The 23,950-nt window shown below is 57.4% G+C and carries 10 protein-coding genes and 10 pseudogenes; 5 read left to right on the top strand and 15 right to left on the bottom strand.

Annotation, left to right across the window (positions count from 1 at the left end):
- Positions 1-134: 134 nt before the first annotated feature.
- Positions 135-1,112, bottom strand: coding sequence for a GDP-mannose 4,6-dehydratase (locus tag ASG59_RS19855; protein WP_082528706.1), 978 nt, complete (start codon positions 1,110-1,112; stop codon positions 135-137).
- Positions 1,109-2,092 carry a GDP-mannose 4,6-dehydratase gene (gene gmd, locus ASG59_RS09530; RefSeq protein WP_056408566.1) on the bottom strand — a complete coding sequence of 328 codons (984 nt, stop codon included), beginning with the start codon at positions 2,090-2,092 and terminating at the stop codon, positions 1,109-1,111. The genes ASG59_RS19855 and gmd overlap by 4 nt, the downstream gene beginning before the upstream one ends.
- 217 nt (positions 2,093-2,309) lie before the next feature.
- On the opposite strand from gmd, the gene ASG59_RS19860 reads away from it, so the two are divergent.
- Positions 2,310-3,491, top strand: coding sequence for a glycosyltransferase family 4 protein (locus ASG59_RS19860; protein WP_210168508.1), 1,182 nt, complete (start codon positions 2,310-2,312; stop codon positions 3,489-3,491).
- A 531-nt stretch (positions 3,492-4,022) separates the two neighbouring features.
- On the opposite strand, the pseudogene ASG59_RS19865 reads toward ASG59_RS19860, so the two are convergent.
- The 7 genes and pseudogenes from ASG59_RS19865 to ASG59_RS19875 all read right to left on the bottom strand — a co-directional run.
- Positions 4,023-4,391: pseudogene (locus ASG59_RS19865) on the bottom strand (transposase); the annotation flags it as partial.
- A 151-nt stretch (positions 4,392-4,542) separates the two neighbouring features.
- A pseudogene (locus tag ASG59_RS09535) lies at positions 4,543-5,885 on the bottom strand (IS1380 family transposase).
- 242 nt (positions 5,886-6,127) lie between these two features.
- A complete protein-coding gene (locus ASG59_RS19870; RefSeq protein WP_162245445.1) occupies positions 6,128-7,423 on the bottom strand; it encodes a methyltransferase domain-containing protein in 1,296 nt (431 codons plus the stop codon).
- A 505-nt stretch (positions 7,424-7,928) separates the two neighbouring features.
- On the bottom strand, positions 7,929-8,474 hold the full coding sequence (locus ASG59_RS09540; protein WP_347379685.1) for an integrase core domain-containing protein: 546 nt from the start codon (positions 8,472-8,474) through the stop codon (positions 7,929-7,931).
- A 15-nt stretch (positions 8,475-8,489) separates the two neighbouring features.
- Positions 8,490-9,322, bottom strand: a pseudogene (istB, locus tag ASG59_RS09545) (IS21-like element helper ATPase IstB); the annotation flags it as partial.
- Positions 9,294-10,779, bottom strand: a pseudogene (gene istA / locus ASG59_RS09550) (IS21 family transposase). The pseudogenes istB and istA, both read right to left, overlap by 29 nt.
- Positions 10,780-11,406: 627 nt before the next feature.
- Positions 11,407-11,664 (bottom strand): annotated as a pseudogene (locus tag ASG59_RS19875) (transposase); the annotation flags it as partial.
- A gap of 75 nt (positions 11,665-11,739) precedes the next feature.
- Between ASG59_RS19875 and ASG59_RS09560 the strand changes: the two are divergent.
- Positions 11,740-12,263 (top strand): annotated as a pseudogene (locus ASG59_RS09560) (IS630 family transposase); the annotation flags it as partial.
- Positions 12,264-12,568: 305 nt separating this feature from the next.
- Here the strand turns inward: ASG59_RS09560 and ASG59_RS19880 are convergent.
- The 3 genes from ASG59_RS19880 to ASG59_RS19890 form a co-directional block, all read right to left on the bottom strand.
- Positions 12,569-13,243 carry a class I SAM-dependent methyltransferase gene (locus ASG59_RS19880; protein WP_162245446.1) on the bottom strand — a complete coding sequence of 225 codons (675 nt, stop codon included), beginning with the start codon at positions 13,241-13,243 and terminating at the stop codon, positions 12,569-12,571.
- A gap of 164 nt (positions 13,244-13,407) precedes the next feature.
- Entirely contained in the window at positions 13,408-14,496 is a 1,089-nt protein-coding gene (locus ASG59_RS19885; RefSeq protein WP_082528709.1) for a glycosyltransferase, read from the bottom strand.
- Positions 14,497-14,518: 22 nt separating this feature from the next.
- The gene (locus ASG59_RS19890; protein ID WP_162245447.1) at positions 14,519-17,635 is read right to left on the bottom strand and encodes a glycosyltransferase; all 3,117 of its coding nucleotides are present in this window, start codon (positions 17,633-17,635) and stop codon (positions 14,519-14,521) included.
- 404 nt (positions 17,636-18,039) lie between these two features.
- Between ASG59_RS19890 and ASG59_RS09565 the strand changes: the two are divergent.
- Positions 18,040-18,939: pseudogene (locus ASG59_RS09565) on the top strand (ISL3 family transposase); the annotation flags it as partial.
- A 36-nt stretch (positions 18,940-18,975) separates the two neighbouring features.
- Here the strand turns inward: ASG59_RS09565 and ASG59_RS09570 are convergent.
- Positions 18,976-20,143, bottom strand: a pseudogene (locus ASG59_RS09570) (IS3 family transposase).
- Between the two features lie 242 nt (positions 20,144-20,385).
- Between ASG59_RS09570 and ASG59_RS09580 the strand changes: the two are divergent.
- Positions 20,386-20,844 (top strand): hypothetical protein, encoded by a 459-nt coding sequence (locus ASG59_RS09580; RefSeq protein WP_056408575.1) that lies wholly within the window; start codon positions 20,386-20,388, stop codon positions 20,842-20,844.
- Between the two features lie 366 nt (positions 20,845-21,210).
- Positions 21,211-23,067 (top strand): hypothetical protein, encoded by a 1,857-nt coding sequence (locus ASG59_RS20480; RefSeq protein ID WP_156399197.1) that lies wholly within the window; start codon positions 21,211-21,213, stop codon positions 23,065-23,067.
- 78 nt (positions 23,068-23,145) lie between these two features.
- Here ASG59_RS20480 and ASG59_RS09585 read toward each other — a convergent pair.
- Positions 23,146-23,622, bottom strand: a pseudogene (locus tag ASG59_RS09585) (transposase); the annotation flags it as partial.
- A 49-nt stretch (positions 23,623-23,671) separates the two neighbouring features.
- Positions 23,672-23,848: pseudogene (locus tag ASG59_RS19895) on the bottom strand (integrase core domain-containing protein); the annotation flags it as partial.
- Positions 23,849-23,950 lie beyond the last annotated feature (102 nt).

Genomic DNA, 23,950 nt, shown 5'->3' on the forward strand with positions numbered 1-23,950 from the left:
CTGCGACGCCTGGAACAAGCTCATCGCCCAACCCTGGCGCATCATGTCCATCGGACTGCGCCGATGGGCCCATGGGTGCTGATCAATGAGAATTGGTATTAGTTTGGTTCGAACTTTCGGCAGACAGCAGGTAATTAACCTGCCATCTGCCTTTCCCGCTGGAACGCAAAAACGTCATCCACCATGCCTTCGAATGTATGCTTCGGGCGCCAACCCGTTGCATTCGTGAGCGCTGCCGAATCTGTGATTGCACTTGGCACGTCTGTTAGCCTTAGACGACTCAAATCGACTTCGACTTCGAAGGGCCGGATGGACAATTTATGTAGTATATTAAGAACATCAGAAATAGCTCGGCCCTGGCCAGATGATATGTTAAAAGTAGAGACTGCAGGTAGTTTCTGGGCAGATTTGATTATCGAGATATAAGCTGCTACGACATCGGCCACATGAAGGAAATCACGCATTGGCGTAAGGTCGCCGACCCGTACAATCGGCTCAATGTTTCCCTGTTCAATCTTTGCAACTTGCGAAGCAAAAGAGGGAATGACGAAGCGCTCGTCTTGTCCTGGACCTGAATGATTGGAGGGACGAGCGACAACAAGCTGCACGGTGCTGGGTAGGACATCGTTAAGCATCTCCTCCGCAGCCAGTTTTGTGCGAGCGTAGACATTGTTTGGACGAGGTAGTGTGTGCTCGTAAGCAACGCCATCCTTGAATGAGAGACCGTAGACTTCAGATGTGCTGGCGAACAGAAAAGATGCAGTAGCCGCATGATTGGCGATCGCACGTGCCAAAGCGAGGGTGCTGACAAAGTTTATGGTCCAAGTATTAAACCCATTGTTGATCGACTGCGCCACTGACGTTTGGGCTGCCAGATGCACCACAACATCCGGCCGATACGTCGAAACGACTGCATCGATCGCATCAAAGTCGCGTAGGTCGCACTTATGGAAGCGTACTCCTGTCGGAGCGATACAGTGTCCTCGGGACAACACGACAACTTCCGAGCCAGGAATTGAGGCGATCAGGGCCGACACTAGGTGCCGGCCGACAAAACCTGTCCCACCTGTGACGAGGATCCGAATATGACGCGGCCTGCAAGGCATCTTCATTTAGCATTCGAGTCGGTAAGGCGCTTCATGTCAGCCTCAACCATTTCGCGGATCATGGTTTCAAGCGAAATTTCAGGGTTCCAGCCAAGCAATGAATTTGCCTTGGAAGAGTCGCCTAATAAAATATCAACCTCTGCCGGCCTATATAGCGTTTTATCTATTACCAAATGGTCCTCGATCGAGAGGCCAACGACGTCGAAGGCTATCTTGCACATATCGCGAACGGTCACCGTGCGGCCAGTGGCTATGACGTAGTCGCCTGGCATATCCTGTTGCAACATCAGCCACATGGCCTTCACATAATCCTGTGCGTGTCCCCAGTCGCGCTTCGCTTCAATGTTGCCGAGCCGCAAATCCTTCGAGAGGCCAATCTTAATGCGAGCGACGCCGTCGGTGACCTTGCGTGTCACAAATTCAATTCCTCGCAAAGGCGACTCGTGGTTAAATAAAATGCCTGAGGACGCATGAAGTCCGAAGCTTTCGCGGTAATTTACGGTGCTCCAATGACCAAAAAGCTTAGCGACTGCGTACGGTGAGCGTGGATAGAAGGGCGTTCTCTCGGTTTGGACGGGGTGCTGGACGAGCCCATACATCTCTGAGGAAGATGCCTGATAAAAGCGCGCGATGGGCCTTTCCAAACGCACAGCTTCAAGCAAATTGAGCACACCAACCCCGGTAACCGCCGATGTCAGAAGGGGTTGCTGCCACGACGTTTTCACGAAAGACTGCGCAGCAAGATTGTATATTTCGTCAGGCTCGGTCGAGCGTACAGCACGGCACAAACTCGAGTTATCAAGCAGATCACCGTCGATAAGCTGTACACGATCGTGAATACCTAGCCATCGTAGGCGCACGTCATTAACCTCTGCCGTACTAGAACGGCGGACTAGTCCATAAACAAGGTAGTTTTTTTCTAGAAGAAGTTTAGCAAGATAAGCACCATCCTGACCCGTTATTCCAGTAATCAGCGCTTTTTTCATAGAAAAAACCTTTCAATCCATTTTTTTTGAAGAACTAGCCGTTGCGTTTTAGATTTAGATTTGCGGGTTGCCCAATGCCAGCCAATGCGCCAGAAGAGTGAGTGATGATGTTATCAGGTCGGGTATGCAGCTGCAATCGCGACGGATCAACCTGGATGCTGACGGCACCGAATCAAAACGGCGGCTCGTGGCTTGTGCATCCCTTAAGGTGCTAGAGATGAATTCACCTGTGAAAGTACTGCTTGCTGATGCAGCACGGCACCGCAAGCCCACCGGTTATGGAAAAAACGCCCGCTCATTAATTCGCATGCTATCAAAAGATCCAAATATTGAACTCGCTGTCCAACACGTAGTAAACCCATGGGAGATCGATGATGAAACGCGGAGGCGGCTTGGAGAGTATACGGAATGTAGTATATTGTCGGCTAAAAATTTTGATGTGGTCCTTCACGTAGGAAATCCCGCAAGCTGTCGAAAATACGATGCCCCAACTCTTGCGTTTAGTTACTGCGATACGTCGGACTTGCCAAAGTTGTTTATCGACAAGCTTTCATTAGTCGATGGTATAGTTGCTCCAAATTTTTCTAATTTAGATATATATCGTCGAAACTTCAAGAGGGTATACTTTGCGCAGCCAGGCATCGATGAGCACCCTTTCAAACGGATAGAAAGGTTTAGAGTAGAAGGCCGAAAAGAGTTTACATTTATATTTGTTGGAAGTTTTTCTTATCGGAAAGGATTTGACGTAATGATTGAGGCATTTGCTCAAGAATTTGAACCTCATGAGGCACATCTATTCATTCACATACCTGGCGATCAATGCGACGCGGCGGCAAATGACATATTTAGGCGATCGTCCGAATTTGGGCGCGCCGTAAATGTTTCGTTATCCTCATCTATCATATCAGAAGCTTGGATGGCCAGATTTTATAACCGAGCAGATTGTTTACTGACTTGTACGCGCGGAGAAGGTTGGGGATTACCCCAAGTCGAAGCTATGCTTTGTGAGCTCCCTATAATTTCACCTTTCGGGTCTGCAATGGCGGACTACTTAACGCCTGAAGTTGCGCTCCGGATTGATACCTCGCCACTTCGTGTCGTGGATATTCTCTCTTCCATGGGCGCCTCGTACAAGGCCGCTCATGGATTTGGCAGCAATTCGATACATGAACCTTCGCTCGAAAGCGTTCGTCGTCAGATGCGATTCGCCTGGGGTAATCGCGAAGCCGTCGCGAAATTAGGCGTCGCTGCTAGGCACCACATCCTTACGCATTTTAGCGAGGAGCATTTCGGCCGGCGAATGGCCGAAGCTATCCAGAGTTTTCATAACGATATGCAGGCTGAGGCAACATCCGTAACAAGTGCTCCGCCGGTAGATACTGATAATTTGGATGTTTAATAATCTATTAATATTATCAATTTCCTGGTGTTAGCTCTGGCATACCCGAATTTGGTGGTTCAAGTTAGAAGTTATTGCATCGCCGGTCTGGACTTGACTGATCCAGACCCAGCAAACTGGTCCACTCTGAGCGCAAGTTTTCGAGCATCATGAACTCTGAATGAGAGTGGATGCCTTACCTTGCACTACCTGGGTACTTTGAGGGCGTCTTCTGCGTTGTCTCCTCTAAGAGCCTTCTCTGATTGGGGTTCGTGAGGCAAGCGTCTCCTGATCGATGTTTTCTGGGTCCCGGCTTTGTCGCTCCCGCGGGTCACGCAATTCTCTTCGCGGTCGGCGCAGGGCCGCCGCATGATGGGGTCAGGAGAGCGAGGCGTCTCAATCTGTTTCACGAACTGGACTGCTGGCGCAGGCCGATTCGAGACTCTCAACGAGATCGCCTCGCCCATCGTCCACACGGGAACGATCCGTGTCACCCTCGCGGGTGAAGTCTGGCCTGCCGCCTTCAGGTTTGGCCGGGCAGGCGTGTCTCGGTCATGCAAGGGCAGCGACGGCCGCCACCGGCTCCTTGCCGAAGCGGAACGCGGTCCCGTCGCTCCACATCCGGTGCAGGACGACGGCGAGCTTGCGCGCGACCGCCACGCGGGCACGGGCCATGCCCCGCGTCTTGGCGACCTGCATGCCCCAAGCGCGCAGGCTCGACCACTTTTTGCTGCGCATCAGGAGGGAATGGGCGGCCTCGTAGAGGGCGGTGCGGGCGAGTTCGTCGCCGCAGCGGCTGACCTTACCGACGATGTCGGTCTCGCCCGATTGATAGCGGGACGGCGTCAGGCCGAGATGCGCACTGACATCCCGGAAGTGTCGGAACCGCTCCGGCCGGTCGATGGTGGCGCGGAAGGCTAGCCCGTCTTATTCATTAGGGCTTGGCCGACGACGTGTTTTCGGCTGACGGCGCGCGGGATTGCGCGTCCACTATGACGCGTATGGCTTCGGATCGTTGCGTCGGTGTTTGAGGGATGGGAGCGGGTTTGTCGGGGCGTCTCGGCCCCACCGTTCAAGCCGGGGCTGGGACGAGCACGGTCGCAAGGTGGCGTAGCAGGTCGGCTTCCGGACACGCCGCGGCGAAGGCGAGGCGGACGCGCGCAGCGGTCTCGCGGATCCGAGCGCCGAGCTTAAGCAGCCGGAGGCGGAATGTGGCGAACTCGGCCCTGGCGAGGCGATGGGCCGCCGGGATGGCGTCTCGCACGGTGAGCATCAGCCAATAGGCTGCGGTGTGTAGGACGAGCCGCATCTGGTTGGCGGCCAGGTGCCGGCAGGAGGTGCGGTCGGAAGCGAGCTGGCCCTTGTGCAGCTTGATCAGGTTCTCGGCCTGGCCGCGGGCGCAGTACAGTTCGGCGTAGAGCCATGCCGGCGTACCGGTCGCGATGTTCGTGACCACGTAGCGGATGTCGAGGCCAGGCGGGTGGCCTCTATGCGGGCGGCGACACGTCGCTTCTGCCGCCAGGACTTGGCTGCGTGGGTGGTCTCGGCAAAGCCGCGAACCGCATCCTTGTCACCGATGGCCCGCACCACCCGGATGTGGTCGGCGGTCGGCTCGACCTTGGCCGCAAGCGCCTTCGTGCCGGTCAAGCCGAAGACGTAGCTGACGCTGTTGTCCTCGCACCAGTCCATCGCTTCGGGCCGCCCGTAATGGCCGTCGCCACGAATGGTGATTGCGGTCGTCGGCCAGTGACGGCGGATCGCCCGGACGAGCCGGCGCAGATGGCCCCGGACCTTGCGGCCGGACGGCGTCTTGCCCGGCCGGAGGATCATCGCGACGGGACGGCTCGCAGCGGTGTCGTAGACGTGGATGGGGAGGAAACAGCGTTCGTCGTGGTGGGCGTTGAACAGCGAGAGTTGCTGCTGGCCATGCACAACGTCGCAGGTGTCGTCGATGTCCAGGGTGACGGCATCAGGCGGCACGGCGTAGCTGGCGCAGTACACGTCGACCAGCACCCGCCCGAGCCGGATCAGATCGCGCAGGCCGGGGGTATTCTCCATCCGCAAGACGGTGGGCTGGCTCATTAGGTCGGCGCCGGTCTCGGGCAGGCGTCCGCAGGCGAGCTTGAAGGCGGGATCGGCGTGCAGATGGTCGAGGTCGTCGGCATCCTCATACCCGCAGGCTATCGCCAGGATGCGGGCCAGCAGGATCTCGGGCAACGGATGCAGCACCCGGCTCGGATCGCGTCGATCCGGGATCACGGTCGCGAGCTTCTCGGCAATGCCCAATCTGCGAGTGGCCTGAGCGAGCAACAGGACGCCGCCGTCCGAGGTCAGGCGCCCGCCGTCGAAAGCAGCTGTGAGCTTCTTGCTCCGCACGGATGGAAACGCGAACGGCAGACACGTAGGATCGATCATGGCGGGCGTGGCAGGCTCGATCTGGTCTGGGGCTTGGCGTCAGCACCCAATCCCTAAGCCACATCAATGCCTTACGCTACGCTCGCCACCCTAGATCCACCGTCCTGATGAATAAGACGGGCTAGTTTTGCTCCGCCGCAGCAGCCGAAAAATGGTCCGCCCTTTACGAATTTTAAATACTTTTTTGAAAGCTCGTCAGTAGGCGCCATGTAAGTGTGTAGTTCCAGCGACTACCTGCGACCTCAGTCATTAAATTTTTCATTTGCAGCTGTAAGAGCGGTACCCCACTGGGCAAGCTCGGCTGCCATCTTCACAACTCCCAATGATGAAACACGGCCAGTCTTCAGCCGGTCGAGCAGGTCAGCGATTCGTGGATCGTTCGGCGACAACTCGCGTTCAGGACTTATGTCTGAAGGAAGCGGTATCGTCATTTTGGACTTTGGATACGTTACAACGTAATTTTTTACAATCAGATTATAATTCGACCACAGCTTGTTATTGTTACTATCAAGACCTGCGATGAGCAATAGTCCCGTTGGTTCTGAATCGATCAATAACAGCGTCAGTTCCGGCCGGAACTGGCGGAGACAAGGAACGATCTTCCAAACATCACCGGTCCAGGCAGAGGTTCGCCGGACGCGCTCCGCTTGTTTCCAACTTCTCGGCAATACGTCATCGATGATCACCAGTGTCTGAGCATTAGATCGGCGCTCTATGTTGATAAAATCACGCAGCACGTACTCAAATGCGTGCATTCCGTCTATGAAAGCGAGGTCGACTGGGAACCCCGGCAGTGCAGGCTTTACCGCAAAATATTCGTCACTCGTCATAAGAGCTACGGATACATCCGTCCGAAGTACATGGTTCAAATTCGGCGCAGGATCAATTCCGACAGCTTGGCATTGAGCAAGCGAAAGACTGTGACCTTGGCGCACTCCGACCTCAAGATAGCCCCTTGGTGCTAGACGCTCATGTATCCATTTTAACACGTCGAGATAATACTGGCCGCCGGTTCTAGATGGCGCACCGTCGGGTTCAGGGTTCCCAGGCGGTGTTCCGTCGACATGGAAAGGTTCGTCCTCAGGCACGTTGAGAGCAACTTCATGGATGGGAAAGCTACGCCTAAAAACGCCAACTAGATCTTTCCAAGGCAAGCGCTCGTCGCGCCAGACAGCGACCGCGTGGCAACTAGCATATTTCGCGAGTGCGTAGAACGAGTCAGGCAGAAAACGGTAGCAATCGACCGGATAACGATGAATTTCGCCCGCCGACGGCGCAATTAGAAAGATATAACCTTCGGGCTTTACCACCCGGCACATTTCGACAAAAGATAACCAAAAGAATTCACAATGCTCTAGCATTTGTCCTGACAGGACGATATCAACCGAGGCGTTAGGTAGCGGTATCTTGTAGGGATCGGCCAGCAAAAGATCGACGCCGCGCCCTTCGACAAGATCTGCCCCGATGTAACGAAACCCTTGTTTCGAAAAAATCGGTTTATAGCTTCCGTTGACGTTCAAAGCGCCGAGGTCGAGCACGATAACTTCCTTTCGTGCTTCTTCGAAGGCACCCCGTATATAGCGCTCGTAACAAAGACGCATGTTTTCATAGGACGAAGAGTGCATTGATCACCAGCCATTTTATAATAATTCGTTTGCTGTGACAGACAATTCAAAACATTCTTTTTCGATTTGTGCACAATGAACACTGTGCAGTCACATTGCCTTTTAATTCGAGTAAATGCAAATTTTTGATCTTACCAATCTATGACTTATCAGCTATGTAGACATTTATCGATTTGTATGAAACTCTACCTTGTCGCAAAAGATTACATGCAGCGTTTCGTTTCAATATAGAAAAACTCTCTCTAATTTGCACTATTATAACTCTCGCCAGTGTATCACCTTCCCTTGGGTTTGTCTAATGAAGGATGGGCGCTTAATCGGGTCCCACGAGGTGGTCCTGGTCCGCCCCCACTGAAGTGGTCCGCCCTTTGGTATGGCTTTTGAGCCTGTGGAGTTGACCCCGTTTGTGGTCCACGACCTATGCAAGTTCTCGGGCAGTGACAGCTTGATTGGCGAAGGCTCGGGGCGTCAAGCCGCCCAGGGCCGTGTGGGGTCGATCGTCGTTGTAGTGGCACCTCCATTCTTCGATGCGCTCACGGGCATCCGCTAGCGACAGGAACCACGAGGCGTTCAGGCATTCCGCCCGTAGGCGACCATTGAACGATTCGATATAGGCGTTGTCGGTCGGCCTACCCGGTCGCGAAAAGTCGATCTCGACCCCGTTCAGGTAGGCCCACTGGTCGAGCATGCGCCCGGCAAACTCTGGTCCGTTGTCGACCCGCAGGCTCTTGGGCCGACCTCGTAGCCGGACCAAGGCGTCCAGAGCCTCGGTCACCTGGAAGGCGCGGAAGTTGGCTTTCGGTGTGAGCGAGAGCGCCTCTTGCGTGTGGCAATCGACGACGGTCAGGATCCGGAACGGACGCCTGTAGCGCGGCAATCTGGATGATTGGTCAGCGACAATCTGGATGAGGCACATCGGCGTCGCGGCGGATGTGAGTTTGGTCTTGTGGTTGGCGCGGCGCAAGGCGGTTCGGCCGTTTGATTGACGCGGCGCGACGATCAGGGAGCCGTTTTGGTCGTCGCGCGGGTGGGCGGACGTCCGGGTCCGCGTTTGCGGTCGAGGGCGACGCGGCGGCAGCTGCTCTCAACGTTCATCTCGAAGATCGTGGCGTGGTGGACGAGCCGGTCGACGGCGGCCAGCGTCATGGCCGGGTCGGGGAAGATCTTGCCCCATTCGCCGAGCGGCTGGTTGGCGGTGATGAGGATCGAGCGCCGTTCGTAGCGGGCACCGATCAGCTCGAACAGCACGCTGGTCTCGGCCTGATCCTTGGTGACGTAGGCGAGGTCGTCGAGGATCAGGAGGTCGAACCGGTCGAGGCGCGCGAGGGCCGCTTCGAGGGTGAGGTCGCGCCGGGCGATCTGGAGCTTCTGGACGAGGTCGGTGGTGCGGGTGAACAGCACCTTCCATCCGCTTTCGATCAGCGCCAGGCCGATGGCCGCGGCCAGATGGCTCTTTCCGCCGCTGGGCGGCCCGAACAGGAGCAGGTTGGCCCCGGTGCCGAGCTATGCGTCGCCGGCGGCGATGGCCATGACCTGGGCCTTGGAGACGGAGGGGACGGCCTCGAAGTCGAAGGCGTCCAAGGTCTTGCCCGGCGGCAGGCGGGCCTCGGCGAGATGACGCTCGATCCGTCGCCGATCGCGTTCGGCAAGCTCGTGCTCGGCGATGGCCGAGAGGAATCGGGCGGCCGGCCAGCCTTCCGTGTCGGCCTTTTCGGCGAAGCTCGACCAGACGGCCTTGATGGTCGGCAGGCGTAGGTCGCCGAGCATGACGGCGAGGCGGTCTTCATGCGACCTCTCCCGTCTGGACGGCATCCAGCAGCCCCTCGTAGCTGTCCATCGTGGTCAGATGGACGTTCACGTGCGGGATGCTGGCCGGGTCCGGTGCAAAGGCTACGCGCAGCGCCACCAGGTCGGGCAGCGTCCAAGCCTCCAGATCCGCGGCGAGCCGAAGGCCGAGTTCGGCTTCGCAGCCGCGCTCGTGGGCGAGGGCGAGGAGTTCGACCATGACGCGGCAGGCCTGCCGTTCGGGGCCGGCCTGCAGCAAGGCGTCGAAGGCGTGGCGGTAGGCCTCCCGTGGGAAGAGCCGGTCGCGGTAGACGAGGTTGAGCAGCGCCATCGGCTTGCGGCGCAGGGCGTGGATGACGTGGCGGTAGTTCACGACCTGATCGTGCCGGCCGTCGGGATGGGCCCGCCCGCGGGGCAGTTCCAGCAGTGGGGTCCCACCCATGAACAGCGCGAGGCGGTCGTCGTAGAGGCGCACGCGCAGGCGATGTCCGATCAGGCGCGAGGGCACGGTGTAGAACACCTTGCGTAGGGTGAAGCCGCCCGAACTGGTGACGCGCACGATCGTCTCCTCGTAGTCGCAGCTCCGGTGCCGAGGCAGCGCCCGCAGAGAGGCCCGTTCGCTGTCGATCCGCTTGGCGTTGCGGGCATTGCGGCGGCTGACGAGTTCGTCGAGGAAGCGACGGTAGGCGGCCAGATCCGGGAACTCGGAGCTCGCCCGCATCCAGCAGCGCGTCGGCGATGGCACGCTTGAGATGGCCGTGCGGTCCCTCGATGGCCCCGTTCTCATGGGCGACGCCGGCGTTGTTGCGGGTCGGGGTCATGCCGTAATGGGCGCACAGCGCGTCGTAGCGACGGGTGAGGTCGGCGGAGGCGTCCGCGTCGAGGTTGCGGAAGGCGGCCGAGAGGCTGTCTGTGCGATGCTCGCCGGGCGCACCGCCCAGGCTCCAGAGGGTATTCTGCATCCCCTCGGCGAGCGCTACGAAGCTCTCGCCGCCCAGCACCACGTGGGCATGCTCGAAGCCCGAGTAGGCGAGCCGGAAGTGGTAGAGCCGGTGATCGAGCGCGATCCCGGCGATGGTGATGCCGGCGGCATTCATGTCGGTGAAGTCCGACAGGCCGATTCGCCCGGGCTCATGGGCCTGGCGGAAGATGACCTCCTGCTCCGCACCGTGCAGCGCCCGCCAGGACCGGACGCGGCGCTCCAGGGTGCGCCGGACGCCGGCATCGAGCTCGGGGTGACGCCGAACCATCTCCTCGAACAGGGCGATAGGACGAAGGCCGGGGGACGCCTGCAGCAGAGGCACGACCTCGTCCTCGAAGATCGTGGCCAGGGGATCGGGTCGCCGCCGGCCCCGCGGGGCCTTCTTCAGGGACGGCAGGCGTGGATCCTGCTCGATGCGGTTGGCGGTGGCGGGACTGAAGCAAGCCTTGGCGGCCGCGGCACGCCGCGGGTCGGTCTGACGGAACTGCATGTAGAGCCTCATCTGGCGATCGGTCACATGGCGGCCAGGCACGCGAGAACCCTCCTCGGCGAGGAGGGCCGTCCGCACAGCCGGCCGGCCGTGATCGCCAGATCTCGTTCGCGTCCCTGCGGTCGGGCTCCGCCCTTCCTCCGGGACGCGAACGAGATCAGTGCCCCATCTTGATTGTCGCGCCGTCACCATCCTGATTGTCGCGCTACACGGCCCGCTCTCTCGTTGTCGCGCGACGCAGCGTCGAACGATGTCGTAGCCGCCCTCGAAGCCCCAAGCCTCGAGTTCCTGACGGAACGCGACGCTGCTTCGGAGCCCCTCCTGCCAACGTACTTCGGCAAAGCTACGATGGTGGTCGAGCAGGCTCTGTCCCGGCGCTCGTCGATACGGGACGAACGTACCGGCGCGCAGGTAGCTGCGCACGGTGTTGCGGGCCAGTCCGGTCCGGTGCGCGATCGGCAGGATCGGCAGGCCCTGTGCCTGAAGATGCAGGACGTCGTCGAAGCGCTTACGGCGGTTCTCGCTCCGTTGCGACAGCGGCGGCGTTTGGACGGGCACGGGTGAGACGATCCCGAGAGAAAACCGATATCCCGCAACCTCCTGGATCGGCGTCTGGTGACGCGCGACGACGGACCGGAGGGCCTCAGAGGCGTTGACCAGCAGGTGCCAGCGGTCGGCGACCTGAATGGCGGCGGGTGCACCACTGCGGGCGGCCTCGGCATAGGAGCCTGCCCGGTCCCGGCTGACGACGGCAATACCCGGATGCGCGGCAAGCCAGTCTCTCACCGGAGCGGACAAGCGACCCGGCAGCAGGGCCAGAACGCGACGGCGTTCCAGATCGCAGACGATGGTGCCGTAGCGTCGCCCGCGCCGACAAGCCCAGTCGTCGATGGCCACTGCCCGCGGAACCGGGTAGGCCAGCGGCCGATGGCGGCCGATGGCGGCGGATCAGGCGCAGGACGGTGTCGCCGCTTCCTCGACGAGACCTGGACCTCCACCAACATGGCTCGCACTCGCGGACGGTCGCCCCGCGGCGAGCGGCTGCGCTCGCCCGTGCCGCACGGCCATTGGAAGACCACGACCCTGGTGGCGGGCCTGCGCCTGTCCGGGATCGCCGCATTGTTCGTGCTCGACGGGCCGATCAACCGCAACGCCTTCCAGGCTTACGTCGATCAGGTCCTGGTGCCTCAGCTTACCCCCGGCGACATCGTCGTCATGGACAACCTCGGCAGCCACAAGGGTCCAGCCGTGCGGGCGGCAATCGAGGCGGCAGGCGCACGGCTGTTGTTCCTGCCGCCCTACTCGCCCGAACCGAAGGACCGCGAAGCGACTTCAACCCGATCGAGATGGCGTTCTCGAAGCTCAAAGCACTGCTCCGCAAGGCGGCCGAACGCACCGTCGAGGGACTGTGGTCGGCCATCGGACGCCTCGTCGACACCGTCACACCAGACGAGTGCACCAACTTCTTCGCCGCAGCAGGATACGAACCAGATTAAACCGAAAATTCTCTAGCAGCCATCAGCTCCTAGCCAATAGGCTAGAAAGATGACCGCACCCGACTGATCGTCAAATTAGCCCAACTTCACTCTTGCAGAGCAGTGGCCGTCCAAAAATGACTATGTTGGATAGCTCAACGGACCGCTTCAGTCGCCGTGGCGGTACCATGAAGAACCTGCCTATAGCGCACCCTTCCTCTCCGAAGAGAAAAGCGCATCATCAAACCATTGTATTAAACACCAAATAAAACTTTTAATCTTTGTCACGACGCTGGTTGCATCTGCTATTATTTGACGTACGTGCTCTAATTATTAATGAGACAACGTCGAAAGAGACCTGACGACCCAAACACACCGTAAAAATTAAAATGCTCGCTGGAAAGATGCTTCTCTACAGCTTGAAAAACGCCGTAATCTTCATTTAGAAAATCTGCATTGCGCGGGTCGTTATAGTCATTGAAGAGGACAAAGCCGCCCTCCGTGACAATCTCGTGCATGCGCTTAGTTACCTCCGCGACACTGGCTTCTGTGTGAGAGTGATCGACGAATACCAAGCCGAATCGACGCGAAGCATCGGCAAGTCCATCTACCAGTTGTTTCACATCGACGTTAAATAAATGTAGCGCCCCATTGTTAGGCACGTTAGCGACTAGCTGTGACCGCGCGAGCTCGAGGATGCCGTTGTCATGATCCGCCGTAACGATCTCAAAGGGCCGTCCACTTCTGCGGCAGCCCTCCAGAATAATACGAGTGGAGAGCCCGTTGAATGTTCCGAGTTCCAGCACGTCAGAAGGGCAAAAATACGCCATCTCGTACAGCTTTAGAGCATTCGCGGGAAGCAACCAACCTGGAATGCCGAGATCGACCATGCCATCCGTGCGTTCTGAGAAAGCAAGCCGCCGATGAAAATCATCAATTGCCAACCCTAAATAATCATACGTCTTCCTAAACGAGTACTCACACCTCGTGTCTTTGGACATCAGTTCTAATGTCATAGCATTTCTATGATTTCGAAAAACTGGCGTCGGGTGAGTCATGTGATTTTCAAGCATCCTAAGAAGGGTTTAGCCCGATAATTCATCGGACAGGTGATCCTGTATTCTTTGCTAAACTTGGCTTCTACCACATCTTTTATCGACTCGCTTTAGCGAAGCATTGCGCTAAAAAGTTTTAGCTCAGACAAACTTGCACTTGCAATGCTGAACCGAGCACCTGTCTCAAGTGCCGCGTAGCTCATACTTTCTCGGTCTTGACCGTCGAGGCTGATGAAGTGCTCAGCGGCTTCGAGGACGGCCTGATCGCTACGAGTGTCGACAAGATACGCGTTCCGGCCGTGGACGGCGAACTCCGAAGCCCCGCCGAAGACCGGTAGGATCGGAACGCACCCGCAAGCCATACTTTCGGCCCCTGTGCGTCCGAAAGCCTGAAAGTCCGACAGATCGAGAAATAGATGGGCTTGGCGAAGTAAAGATGGAACCTCAGTGCGACGCAGCCGCCCACGATTGTTTACGCTAGCTGAGAGGCTAAGCCCACCAGCCTGAATATCTTGCTGCTCACACCCAAATACGCTTAGCGCAATATCCTGACCAAAAGTCTGAGCCAAAATATTCATAATTCGCACCGTACGCTGGGGTGCACGCCGAGGCGTAGATGGACGAAGCATTGCCACAATAGATGTCATACTTTTCTGACGACTTAGATCGGGAAAATAAATATCGTGGTCAATCGATGGCTCGACTTTGGCAACGCGTACTCCATGATTTGCATAGACTATATCCTGGAGCCATTTCGTTTTTGCGAACAGTACTGCGTTTGGAATTAAGGTGTAGGAAGCTTTAGCCGTCGACCAGGCCGCCGAATGGGGCGCGTAGAACAATGGTTCGTAGTCCTGGACATAGTAGGCCACGCGCGGGACCCTACCATTTTCCAAAGATGTCATCAATTTTAACGCTTCCCGAACTGTAAAAATCGATGCGTTTGTTGTCGCGACGACGATTTCCATCTTCCAAAAATGAGCAGATAGTTGGTCCGCATTAGCGTAGGGGCGCACAACTACGCGGAATCGTTCCAGCTCCGGATAGCTCAGCTTGAAGCCGTTGTAATGTGAAAGGTCGACGGCAATTTCTAGGTTGCATCCTAGTCGCGACAAGCCGATCGCTTCCTGGACGATGGAGTTGGCTCCCCCGCCACCGCCGCTCGACGGAAGGACAAATATTATATTCATTGGCTGCATTGGTCTGTCCAAATTAGACGGCTTAAAGTTGAGCAAAATGTGACCGCAACCGCTTTCTCAAACTAGTGAGCGGGTTGAGCTCTGCCATTACAATCTGTATGGCAGCCAAGTCGATATCAGGATGCTTGTTCGCTAGCGCTTCATTTCCTTTTTTCGATAAGATTTCCCGCCGCTGCGTACCAAAACTTGCCGACTTAACGTGATGAACGTAGACATGGTCAGCTACAGCGAGCTTGTGGCCTGCCTTGATTACCCGGATGCAAAGGTCGTTTTCCTCCCCGTAGCCCATTGGGAACGCGGCTTCATCAAGATAGCCCACGTCGGCCACAACCGACCTTCGCATAAGCGTGCAGAAACCGTTCAACAGCGAGGCTTCTGGAAATTCCCGGATGGAATAGCGGGCGACGAGGGCCGCCATGTCGTTCACTGAGGTTCCGACCGGCAGTGTGTTTATTCGCCAACGTCCATTTACGTCGCGCAGTTCGGGAACTGATTGCCAGGAGGCTGCGTTCGAAACAGGCCCAACCATTGCGATATCAAGCCTGCCCGCCACAACCTCGAACAAACCTTCAAGCCAGCCTGGGGTTACGATCGTATCGCTATTAAGCAGAACGACCCATGGCGCTCGGGTTTGAGCTAACCCTAAGTTCGCAGATTTAGTATATCCGATGTTCTCGGTGGTTTCAATCAAGCGAATCCAGGGGAGCCCCTCGATCATTGTGCGCAGCTGAATCCGTGTGCTTTCCGATGAGGCGTCGTCAATGATTGTAACCAAGTGCGGCACTGTTGTATGCTCAATTAACGAGCGGATGCAGGTCAGTGCGTCATCGACGGCGTCATGAACTGGAATTATAATATCGACGAGATCTCCTGGTCCATCCGCCCAGCTCCAATTTGGCGTTCTGTCGGCTCGGTTCAAAGCCCGTGCATTAGGTGACGGCCTAATGATGCTTGAGCTATCCCAATCTTCGATCCCTTTGATTAAGTTGATCTGATTTATTATGTTGCTGTCTTCGATCGATAGATAGCTTGAGGGCGAGGCCGCACGCCCTGTCACACGCGGCATATACCCTAACTTTACTTCTGTAATAGCCAGATCAATGGCCCGACGAAATTCAAAGACAAGGATAATTTGTTTGCCCTCCTCATGTAGGGCGCGTTTTCCGATATTACAGAGCGATTGCCCAGTGTCGGGGTCAATTGGGAAAATGATGTGACGACCCCTCGCCTCGACTTCGATGCGTTTGCGTAGGACGGTGAAGCGAGTGTCCCTAGACAATCCGTCCACAACGTTGCGTTCGAGAATCGAGATTTCCTCGATTAGGCTTTTCCCAAGTAAAACCGGCACGTAGCCCGGATCTTGGCTCGAGGCGAGCTGCGCGAAAAAGCGAAGCTCGTTAGGGATCGCGGTGGAAAGTTGAAGCGGGTCGAGTACGCATTCCAAACGCAAATAATGCTCGGGAATAGATCCTCGTAGGGCAACTGCATAGCGAGTGCGACCCGGGTCAGCGGTAGACGGGTCGCGGGTCACCACATCCGTCAGGCGCACGGCGACCGCCGTGTTAGATGCCTTGCATCGAACGGCCCATGGAGTGGCAAGAGAAACACTTCGACTGCCCCGGGTATTTAGGCATAGTGTCTCCTGGTCCCAGGTCGAAAAATCGCCGTTCACAACGGCCTCAGTCGCAAATGTTCTCCTAATCTCGGCATTCGACAGAATATCGAGGCTGAAGCCTGGCATGCCAGCCGCGATGAGAGAGACCGCTGCCCACCCGGGCGCGTCGTCATCGAATTGAAGTGTAAGTGTCCCCTCTATAATTGTGTCTGAGGGGGTCCTTGGAATGGGTAAGCGAGCAACATATGTTAACCACTCTGGCCAGATAATTAGGCGCTGATTGGAAGGGGTCGCACCGCTACCATTTGTAAAGGCTAGGGAGACGGTTGCCGTCATTCGGTGCTCGGCTCTCGCACACACGAACACATCAAGGGCGTGACCAGCAGACCCTAGAGGAATCGAGATAGTCTGTGAAATTCGTACCCCTGCGATGGTAGCATCGACAGCAGGTATAACTGCGACACGGAGGGCATTCGGTCCGTGAGGTGACGCATTCTGGACGTCGTCGAACTGGTACGTCGCAGTGACGGCCCCCTCACACAACACGCTCCATCCGGTCGGTCCGGGCCCTGTCCAATTAGCAAAATTCGGATTAGCAATTAAATTCTTCGGGTTACTAATGCGAAGACGGACAGGTGATCCATTTATATCGATCTCGGAGTTTCCCAATCGGACCGCTACGGCGGTTTCCTCCATTTGATGTGTTGGCTCGTAGGGGATGAAGAAGGTGGCTGCACTGGCTCCAGCTTTCACCTCGACGCGGCCGATCATCACCTCGTCTGCGTATACATGGAATAGGGTCGCCCGCATGGTGATAATGCGCAAAGTTATCTTACCCTGTATTCCCTGGGATACAGGTTCGAATGTCGCAAAAGCCAGATCTTTGAATGCATTGGTCGGCACTATACCAAGCGTATGCTTATTGTGATCGGCGGTAATTGTTAATTCCTTACCAATAATTACACCTAAAGGTAGGTCTGCTAAATCAAAGCTAAACCCCGAACTTTGAGGTGCAGCAGAATCTTGCGTATCTGGAGGGATAGGAAGTCCAGTCATGCGGCTAGCTATTAATTCACCACCAACAAATAGGTGAACTTCGGTTTTTTCTTCCAAGGATGTTGTCATGTAGGCATGACCGTTGATACTACCTTCAAAGATCCCTGAGACAGCGCCAATAATATTTTTTGAAAACCGGCTCGGAAGCACCTGTAACGTAATGGTGCTCGGCAAGGTCCAACCCGATACGGGCTCCCTAATCTGAACGGAGTGTGGCTGATCATCAAAACAGTCGGCTGGTAGCGCAAAACTAAATCCGTGGGATCCATCCCCGATCCCAAATACGGCAAGATCATTTCGGTATGTCGTTGCTTGACCGGAGGCTACGACGCGGCCGTCGACTAGAGCTTCAACTAGGAATGTCTTATCGGGAAGGTCTGGGCAAAACACCCAGCCGTGAACTACGCGTGTCTTTATTTGTTCAAAATGACCATCAAGACGCAAGTGATTGTCTGATGTATTGGTCACGCTAAATATCCCCATTTGCGTTTTATTAAAAATACTTGTCTTATTTTAAGCACAACTTAAGCCGGAAAAAATCCAGGTATGCCTGGGATCTCCGCCGCGCACCACTTCTGAGCTAGCCTAAAACTTTTCGATTTGCAATTCCGCTAGATGTTGATCCGATGGTTCAATGTTGCAATTTTCACGGTCGAGTGGAGAGACGCGTTATCGGCCAAGTACTTCATCACAGCGTGACGACGACAGATACCAGTCGACGGTGACGGAGGCTTACAGGTTGATCCTCCCCCGATTTTACGGTTCTCTCCCAGTTTGCGTGGAAAGATCACGGCGACGCGGTGTCGATCGGCTGATTCACGGTTGGGATGATTCTGTCTTCATCCCTGCCGGGCTGAGTCGTCGACCAAGTCATCCGCCGCTCCGGTCATCTCATCATCGTCGCCCATGTTCGCCAGAATCATGGGCGCTGTCCTAACTGCGACGCGCCAAGCTCTGCCTTCCATAGCCGATACGTCCGGCATCCTGCCGATCTTCCGAGTTTCGGCGAGGCCGTGACGCTGCGACTGAAGGTTCGCCGCTCCTACTGCCATCATCGCGCCTGCAGACGGCGCACGTTCTTCGGATCGCTGCCGCGTCTTCTCCCACCACGGGCACGACGTACCGGTCGGCTCGCCAGAGTGCAGGCTCGGGTGGGTCTCGCGTTGGGGGGCGAAGCTGGCGCTCGCCTTGCCAGGCATCTGGCGATGGCCACGAGCCCCGATACAGTATTGCGCCTCGTACACGGCATGAAGCTACCGCCGACCGGTCCGCTGCGGGCGGTGGGAATCGACGACTGGGCGATCCGCAAGGGCCAGACTTACGGCACGCTCATCGTCGATCTCGACCGGCGACGTCCGATCGACCTGCTGCCGGACCGATCCAGCACGACCGTGGCCGCGTGGCTGCGTCGTCATCCCGATATCGCGGTCATCACGCGCGACCGCTCGTCCGAATACGCGCGTGCAGCGACCATGGGCGCTCCTGCAGCCCTTCAGGTCTCCGACCGCTGGCATCTCCTCCACAACCTGCGCCAAGCCGTTGAGCGCTGGCTCGCCCGTGTCCATGGACGCTTGCGACGTCTGCCGAGCCTTGCCTTCGGAGAAGGGCGACGGCTGGGACAGCGCCTGCGCGCCTACCGCGGGAGCGAGGCCGAGATTACCGTGAGCCGCGACAGCCGCGCCCGACGTCTGGCCGCCTACGAGGACGTGCGTCGGCGCTCCCAGGCCGGTGAGACCTTTCTGGCGATTGCCCGGGCGACGGGCCTCGCCCGTGGTGGCCTGCCCCCATTCGGTGGCCCAGGTTCGAAGTTAGTGCATCGTCGGTCGCGTGACGATGGGGGGTTGTGCGAGCGGTGCTGAGCTGCCCGGTTCAGTTGGCCAAATGACGACCTCCGGTGCAGGCGGGAGGTAGCCGAGCGATGAGTGCGGTCGGATGCTGTTGTAGTGCCGCCGCCATTGCTCGATCACGACGCTGGCCTCCTTCAGGGTTAGAACACCTCGCCGTTAAGGAGTTCATCGCGCAGCTTCGCGTTGAAGCTCTCGCAATACCCGTTCTCCCACGGACTGCCCGGTTCGATGTAGGCGGTCGTCGATCCAACCGCCGCGATCCAGTCCTGTACGGCCTTGGCGATGAACTCCGGCCCGTTGTCGGAGCGGATATGACCGGGCACCCCGCGCAAACTGAACAGATCCGAGAGCACGTCGATCACGTCCAGCGCCTTCAGCTTACGGGCGACCCGGATGGCGAGGCACTCGCGGGTGAACTCATCGATGACGTTCAGCATCCGGTACTTGCGTCCGTTGTACGTGCGGTGCTCGACGAAGTCGTAGGACCAGACGTGGTCAGGCCGCTCGGGCCGTAGTCGCAGGCAGGAGCCGTCGTTGAGCCAGAGGCGTGCCCGTTTAGGCTGACGAGCGGGAACTTTGAGCCCCTCGCGGCGCCAGATCCGTTCGACCCGCTTCACGTTCACCGTCCAGCCGTCACGCCGGAGCAAGGCCGTGATCCGACGGTAGCCGTAGCGCCCGTACTGGACGGCCAATGCGATCATCGCGGCCGTCAGAGCAGCTTCGTCCTCGACCACCACGGCGGCCTTGCGTTGGGTCGAACGATGCTGGCCCAGGACACGGCAGGCGAAGCGTTCCGATACGCCATGCTCGGCAACGACGTAGTCGACACACGCCCGGCGGCGAGCCGGGCTCAGAAGTTTCCCGAAGCTGCCTCCTTGAGGATCAGCTTCTCCAGGGTCAGGTCGGAGATCGCCCGTCGAAGGCGCTGGTTCTCGGTCTCCAGAGACTACAACCGCTTGACCTGATCCCCCTTCAGGCCACCGTACTCAGAGCGCCAGCGGTAATACGTGACCTCGGTGACCTCGATGGACCGGATTGCTTCAGCGACCTTACGGCCTTGCGAGACCAGAACATCAACTTGGCGCAGCTTGGCGACAATCTCTTCAGCCGTATGCTTCTTCCGTCCCATGATGACATCCTCCTCATGGCTCAAAGCCATACCTCAGGGAGGACCACTTTTCAGGGGGCAGGCCAAACGTCCTCAAACAGGCCCGCCCCGGCCTGTCCATTCGGCGCAAAAGAAACAGGGCCGGATAGTCCGACGCCTTCGCCAGAACCATTATCGCTCAAATGCGATAGCCCTGCCCCAGCCGCCTTGATCCCTACCTTGAGTATCTATAGAAGCGTATAGTAGGGAAGTGCGAGAACGCGATGAAATTCTGGCACGAACTCCGCGAGCAGGGCTTTGCCGGCACGCACCGGCAGGTTGATCGCTTCGTCGCCGAGCGCCGCACGAAGCCGGCGCGGTGCACCGCCCGTAAATGGATCGCACGAACGGCACCGCCGGTCACGGAAGCGATCCCTCTTCCATCTCCCAAGCAACTCGCCTGGTTCCTGACCCAGCCGGTCGCGACCCTCACGCCCTATGTCGCCGCCATTGGCCGGATCGAGCAGGACCCGGAGGCTGATTGGTTCGGCGCGCTGGCGCAGCGGTTCGCCACCCTGATCCGCAGCTGCCGCGTCGATGGCAGCCCGCTCTATGATCGCGCTGGAAAGCTTAACATCCGGCTCGACGCGGTACTTCTCAGTGACATACCGGCCCTTAAGACGTTCGTGTCCGGCCTGGAACGCGACGCAATGGTGGTGCGCGCTGCATTGACGACGTCATAGAGCAACGGTCAGGCGGAGGGGCAGATTAACAGACCGAAGATGCTCAAACGGACTATGTACGGACGCGCCAGCTTCCCTCTTCTCCGACGCCGCGCCCTCCTCGCTGCGTAATCCACGCAAACTGCGGCAGAACCGCAGAATCAGGGCAATCCAAATCCCGCCCATCTCAGCTCGAGACTGAACACCTAGTGGGGAGCGAATTTCAAGGGGGCTTAGCAAGACGCAAAAACGTCATGCCTGTTTCCCTAAATTTCAGCATGCTCAATAACATAACAGCCTTAAGAATTTAGGTTTGGTCTCATACGATTAAACTCATAGGCTTAGATAGACAATCTACGTAGCAATAAAGTTAGGAAATTGAAAATTATGAATTATCAAAAAATAATGGCCATTGTTCTAGTGGCGCTCTCTAACTTGAGCGCGGCAACGCCCGTAGTCGCGTTTTCAGACTTTGAGCAGCGTCGGGGAGTCGCACTCGACCGGCTCATTCAGCGGCCGTTCCCGAGCCCTATCTGTAGGGTGCCAGCGATTGTCCAAGACCGATGTTCCTGGGGGCAACTGGTCCAGCTTCTTGCTCACGTCTCAAAACCGGTCGGCCCAAATGACGCCGGCGATTTCGATGCGCAATTTAACGTCGCCCTTAATAGAATAACACAAACGCTTGCGGTACCCTCGGAAACAGGCGCGACGGAGGACACGGCGTACTCGCTGCACTTTCTCACCGGTGGACTACTGTTCCGCATTTTAAAGCTAACGGCACCATTAAAAGGCCAGACTACCGATCTTCTAAGCCCGGAAACCCGGTCCAAGGCCACACATATCTTCGGAGTATGGGCCAGTTCCGAGTGCAAGCTCGTGAACGCCAATCCAAAACAGGTCTGGCACATTTGGGGTAGCGAGAACCACGGGCTGCAGCATGACCAGACTTGCTGGGCGGCCGCGACACTGTTGTCGGAAAGCCCAGACAATAGCTATTTTTCCTACCAGGACGGATCAAGTCCGTCCCAGCAGATCGACGCCTGGACCCTTTATATTAAGTCATATTTGTCAGAGCGCGGCAGACACGGGATGTTAATAGAATATTTCTCTCCGACCTATACAGATTATACACTAGTAAACGTATACAATTTCTTTGATTTTGGCGCGGACCCAGATATGCGAAAGCTAGCGCGGTCGTTCCTTGATCTTTGGTGGGCAATGTGGGCACAGGAACAAATCGGCGGCGTTCATGGCGGCTCCAAAGCTCGCGCTTATCCGGCTGAGACCTTGGCGGACGGCCCGGCGGACGGCCTGGCGTGGCTTTATTTCGGGCTTGCCAAGCTGGATCGGCTAATTGGCCGTCCCGCTAACGTTATTCCAGTCACGAGTCGTTATATGATTCCCAACGCTATCGCGCGGATCGCGCTGCGCTCGCCCTCTCATGAACCCTTCGAGGTCTGGACGCGTGTGCTCGGGATCGCGGCGAGGCCGCGCGAGGATGGTTGGTATTCGCTAGACTTACATGGTGGTAGCGTAATGCGCTACGCTTTTGTGACACCTGACTTTATAATGGGATCGGGAATGCGTGCTCCGCTTCCGGAAAAGAGATGGACCGAGATCAGCAGCCAGAACGTCTGGTCGGGGCTGACCCTTCAGGGTGAGCCGGCAAAACGCATTTTCGTTACCGTTGACGCGCAGGGCGGCCGTTCGACCTATAATGCCACGAGGGTGGTGCAATCCCGCGGAGCGCAACTCATCCAACGCAACTCTGGCCCGTTCGCCAAGGGGGCGGGTAAGACCAGCATCGTGATCGGTGGCGGGCTCGCTTACATCGAGCGCGGGGGATGGGTCTTTATAGATGATGCTGCATATGTGGCTCTGAGGCCAGTACATGGGGGCTATTTGGCCGACCGGCTATCCGGTCGGCTGAAACTAATGGACGATAATTCTCCTGTGGTGATCCAAGCGGCGTCGCGCTCCGCCTATCCTAACTTCAAGGCATTTCAGGATGCAGTAGTGGCGCGCAGGCTAGACGCGCGTGACGGCAGAGTCACATTTGAAGGCCTGAATGACGCGGGAGCTATCACCTTACCGGCCGATCCATCGGAGCCGATCACGAAGGACGGCGCGCCAATCGAAATCAATTCGGCTTTTGCATTCAAAAGCGCCTACGTCTCGGGGGACTGGAACCAAGGGACGATTCGAATTGGAGCAGATGGTGCGATTGAAGAAATAAAGTTCTAATATGATTTCTGTCTTACTGGCTCGGGACAGATTATCATTGAGATTTCATGGGTTTGTCATTCGCATTATTTTGCGAAGTCAGACATGGGACGCATTGCTTATAATTTTAACATCGAGGAACTGGGTTTTCGGGCGCGCACGAACTGACCCTGACCCACTGACAGCGGCGGTGAGATAGTTTCGGCATTCCTCAGGTCTGAACGCCGCGAAAGCGTCGTGAATGGCGCGGGTCAGGTCGTCGGCGGTTCGCGCTGCGGCGGTCCGGAGCAGGGCTTTCGCTTTGGCGGGGACCTGTTCGATGGGGTTAAAGTCCGGACTGTAGGGCGGGAGATAGAGCACCTGTGCGCCGACCGCCTCGATGGCTTCGCGCACCCCGGCGACCTTGTGGGCGTTCAGATTGTCGAGGATGACGGTGTCGCCGGGCTTCAGCACAGGAGCCAGGGTGTCGGTGACGTAGGCCCGGAAGCGCATGCCATTCGTCGCTCCGTCGAAGACGGTCCTGGCGATCAGGCCCGTGGCGCGCAGGGCGGCGGTGATTGTGGCGGTTTTGTAATGATGGGGTGGACGCCCTGGCATGCCCCCATACGGTGGCCCAGGTTCGAAGTTAGTGCATCGTCGGTCGGATGACGATGGCAGGGTGAGCGAGCGGCGCTGAGCTGCTCGGTTCCGTCGGCCAGATGACCTCCGGTGCAGGCGGGTGGTAGCCGAGCGACGAGTGCGGTCGGAGGGTGTTGTAGTGCCTTCGCCATTGCTCGATGACGACGCTGGCCTCCTTGAGTGTGTTTCGGCGTGCAACTTTGACCCCGTGAGGTGGGGGATCGGCGTCCAATTCTGACCCCCTAACCTCGTTCTCGCAGACTGCTCTCCGGTACGGCCGGAAGGG

The organism is Methylobacterium sp. Leaf466 (assembly GCF_001425565.1).
GTDB lineage: Bacteria > Pseudomonadota > Alphaproteobacteria > Rhizobiales > Beijerinckiaceae > Methylobacterium.

What these genes read in the sequence shown, in the direction of transcription:
- ASG59_RS19855 (WP_082528706.1), bottom strand. Translation starts at nt 1,112, where the DNA reads ATGAAGATGCCTTGCAGGCCGCGTCATATTCGGATCCTCGTCACAGGT.
- gmd (WP_056408566.1), bottom strand. Translation starts at nt 2,092, where the DNA reads ATGAAAAAAGCGCTGATTACTGGAATAACGGGTCAGGATGGTGCTTAT.
- ASG59_RS19860 (WP_210168508.1), top strand. Translation starts at nt 2,310, where the DNA reads ATGAATTCACCTGTGAAAGTACTGCTTGCTGATGCAGCACGGCACCGC.
- ASG59_RS19880 (WP_162245446.1), bottom strand. Translation starts at nt 13,243, where the DNA reads ATGTCCAAAGACACGAGGTGTGAGTACTCGTTTAGGAAGACGTATGAT.
- ASG59_RS19885 (WP_082528709.1), bottom strand. Translation starts at nt 14,496, where the DNA reads ATGCAGCCAATGAATATAATATTTGTCCTTCCGTCGAGCGGCGGTGGC.
- ASG59_RS09580 (WP_056408575.1), top strand. Translation starts at nt 20,386, where the DNA reads ATGAAATTCTGGCACGAACTCCGCGAGCAGGGCTTTGCCGGCACGCAC.
- ASG59_RS20480 (WP_156399197.1), top strand. Translation starts at nt 21,211, where the DNA reads ATGAATTATCAAAAAATAATGGCCATTGTTCTAGTGGCGCTCTCTAAC.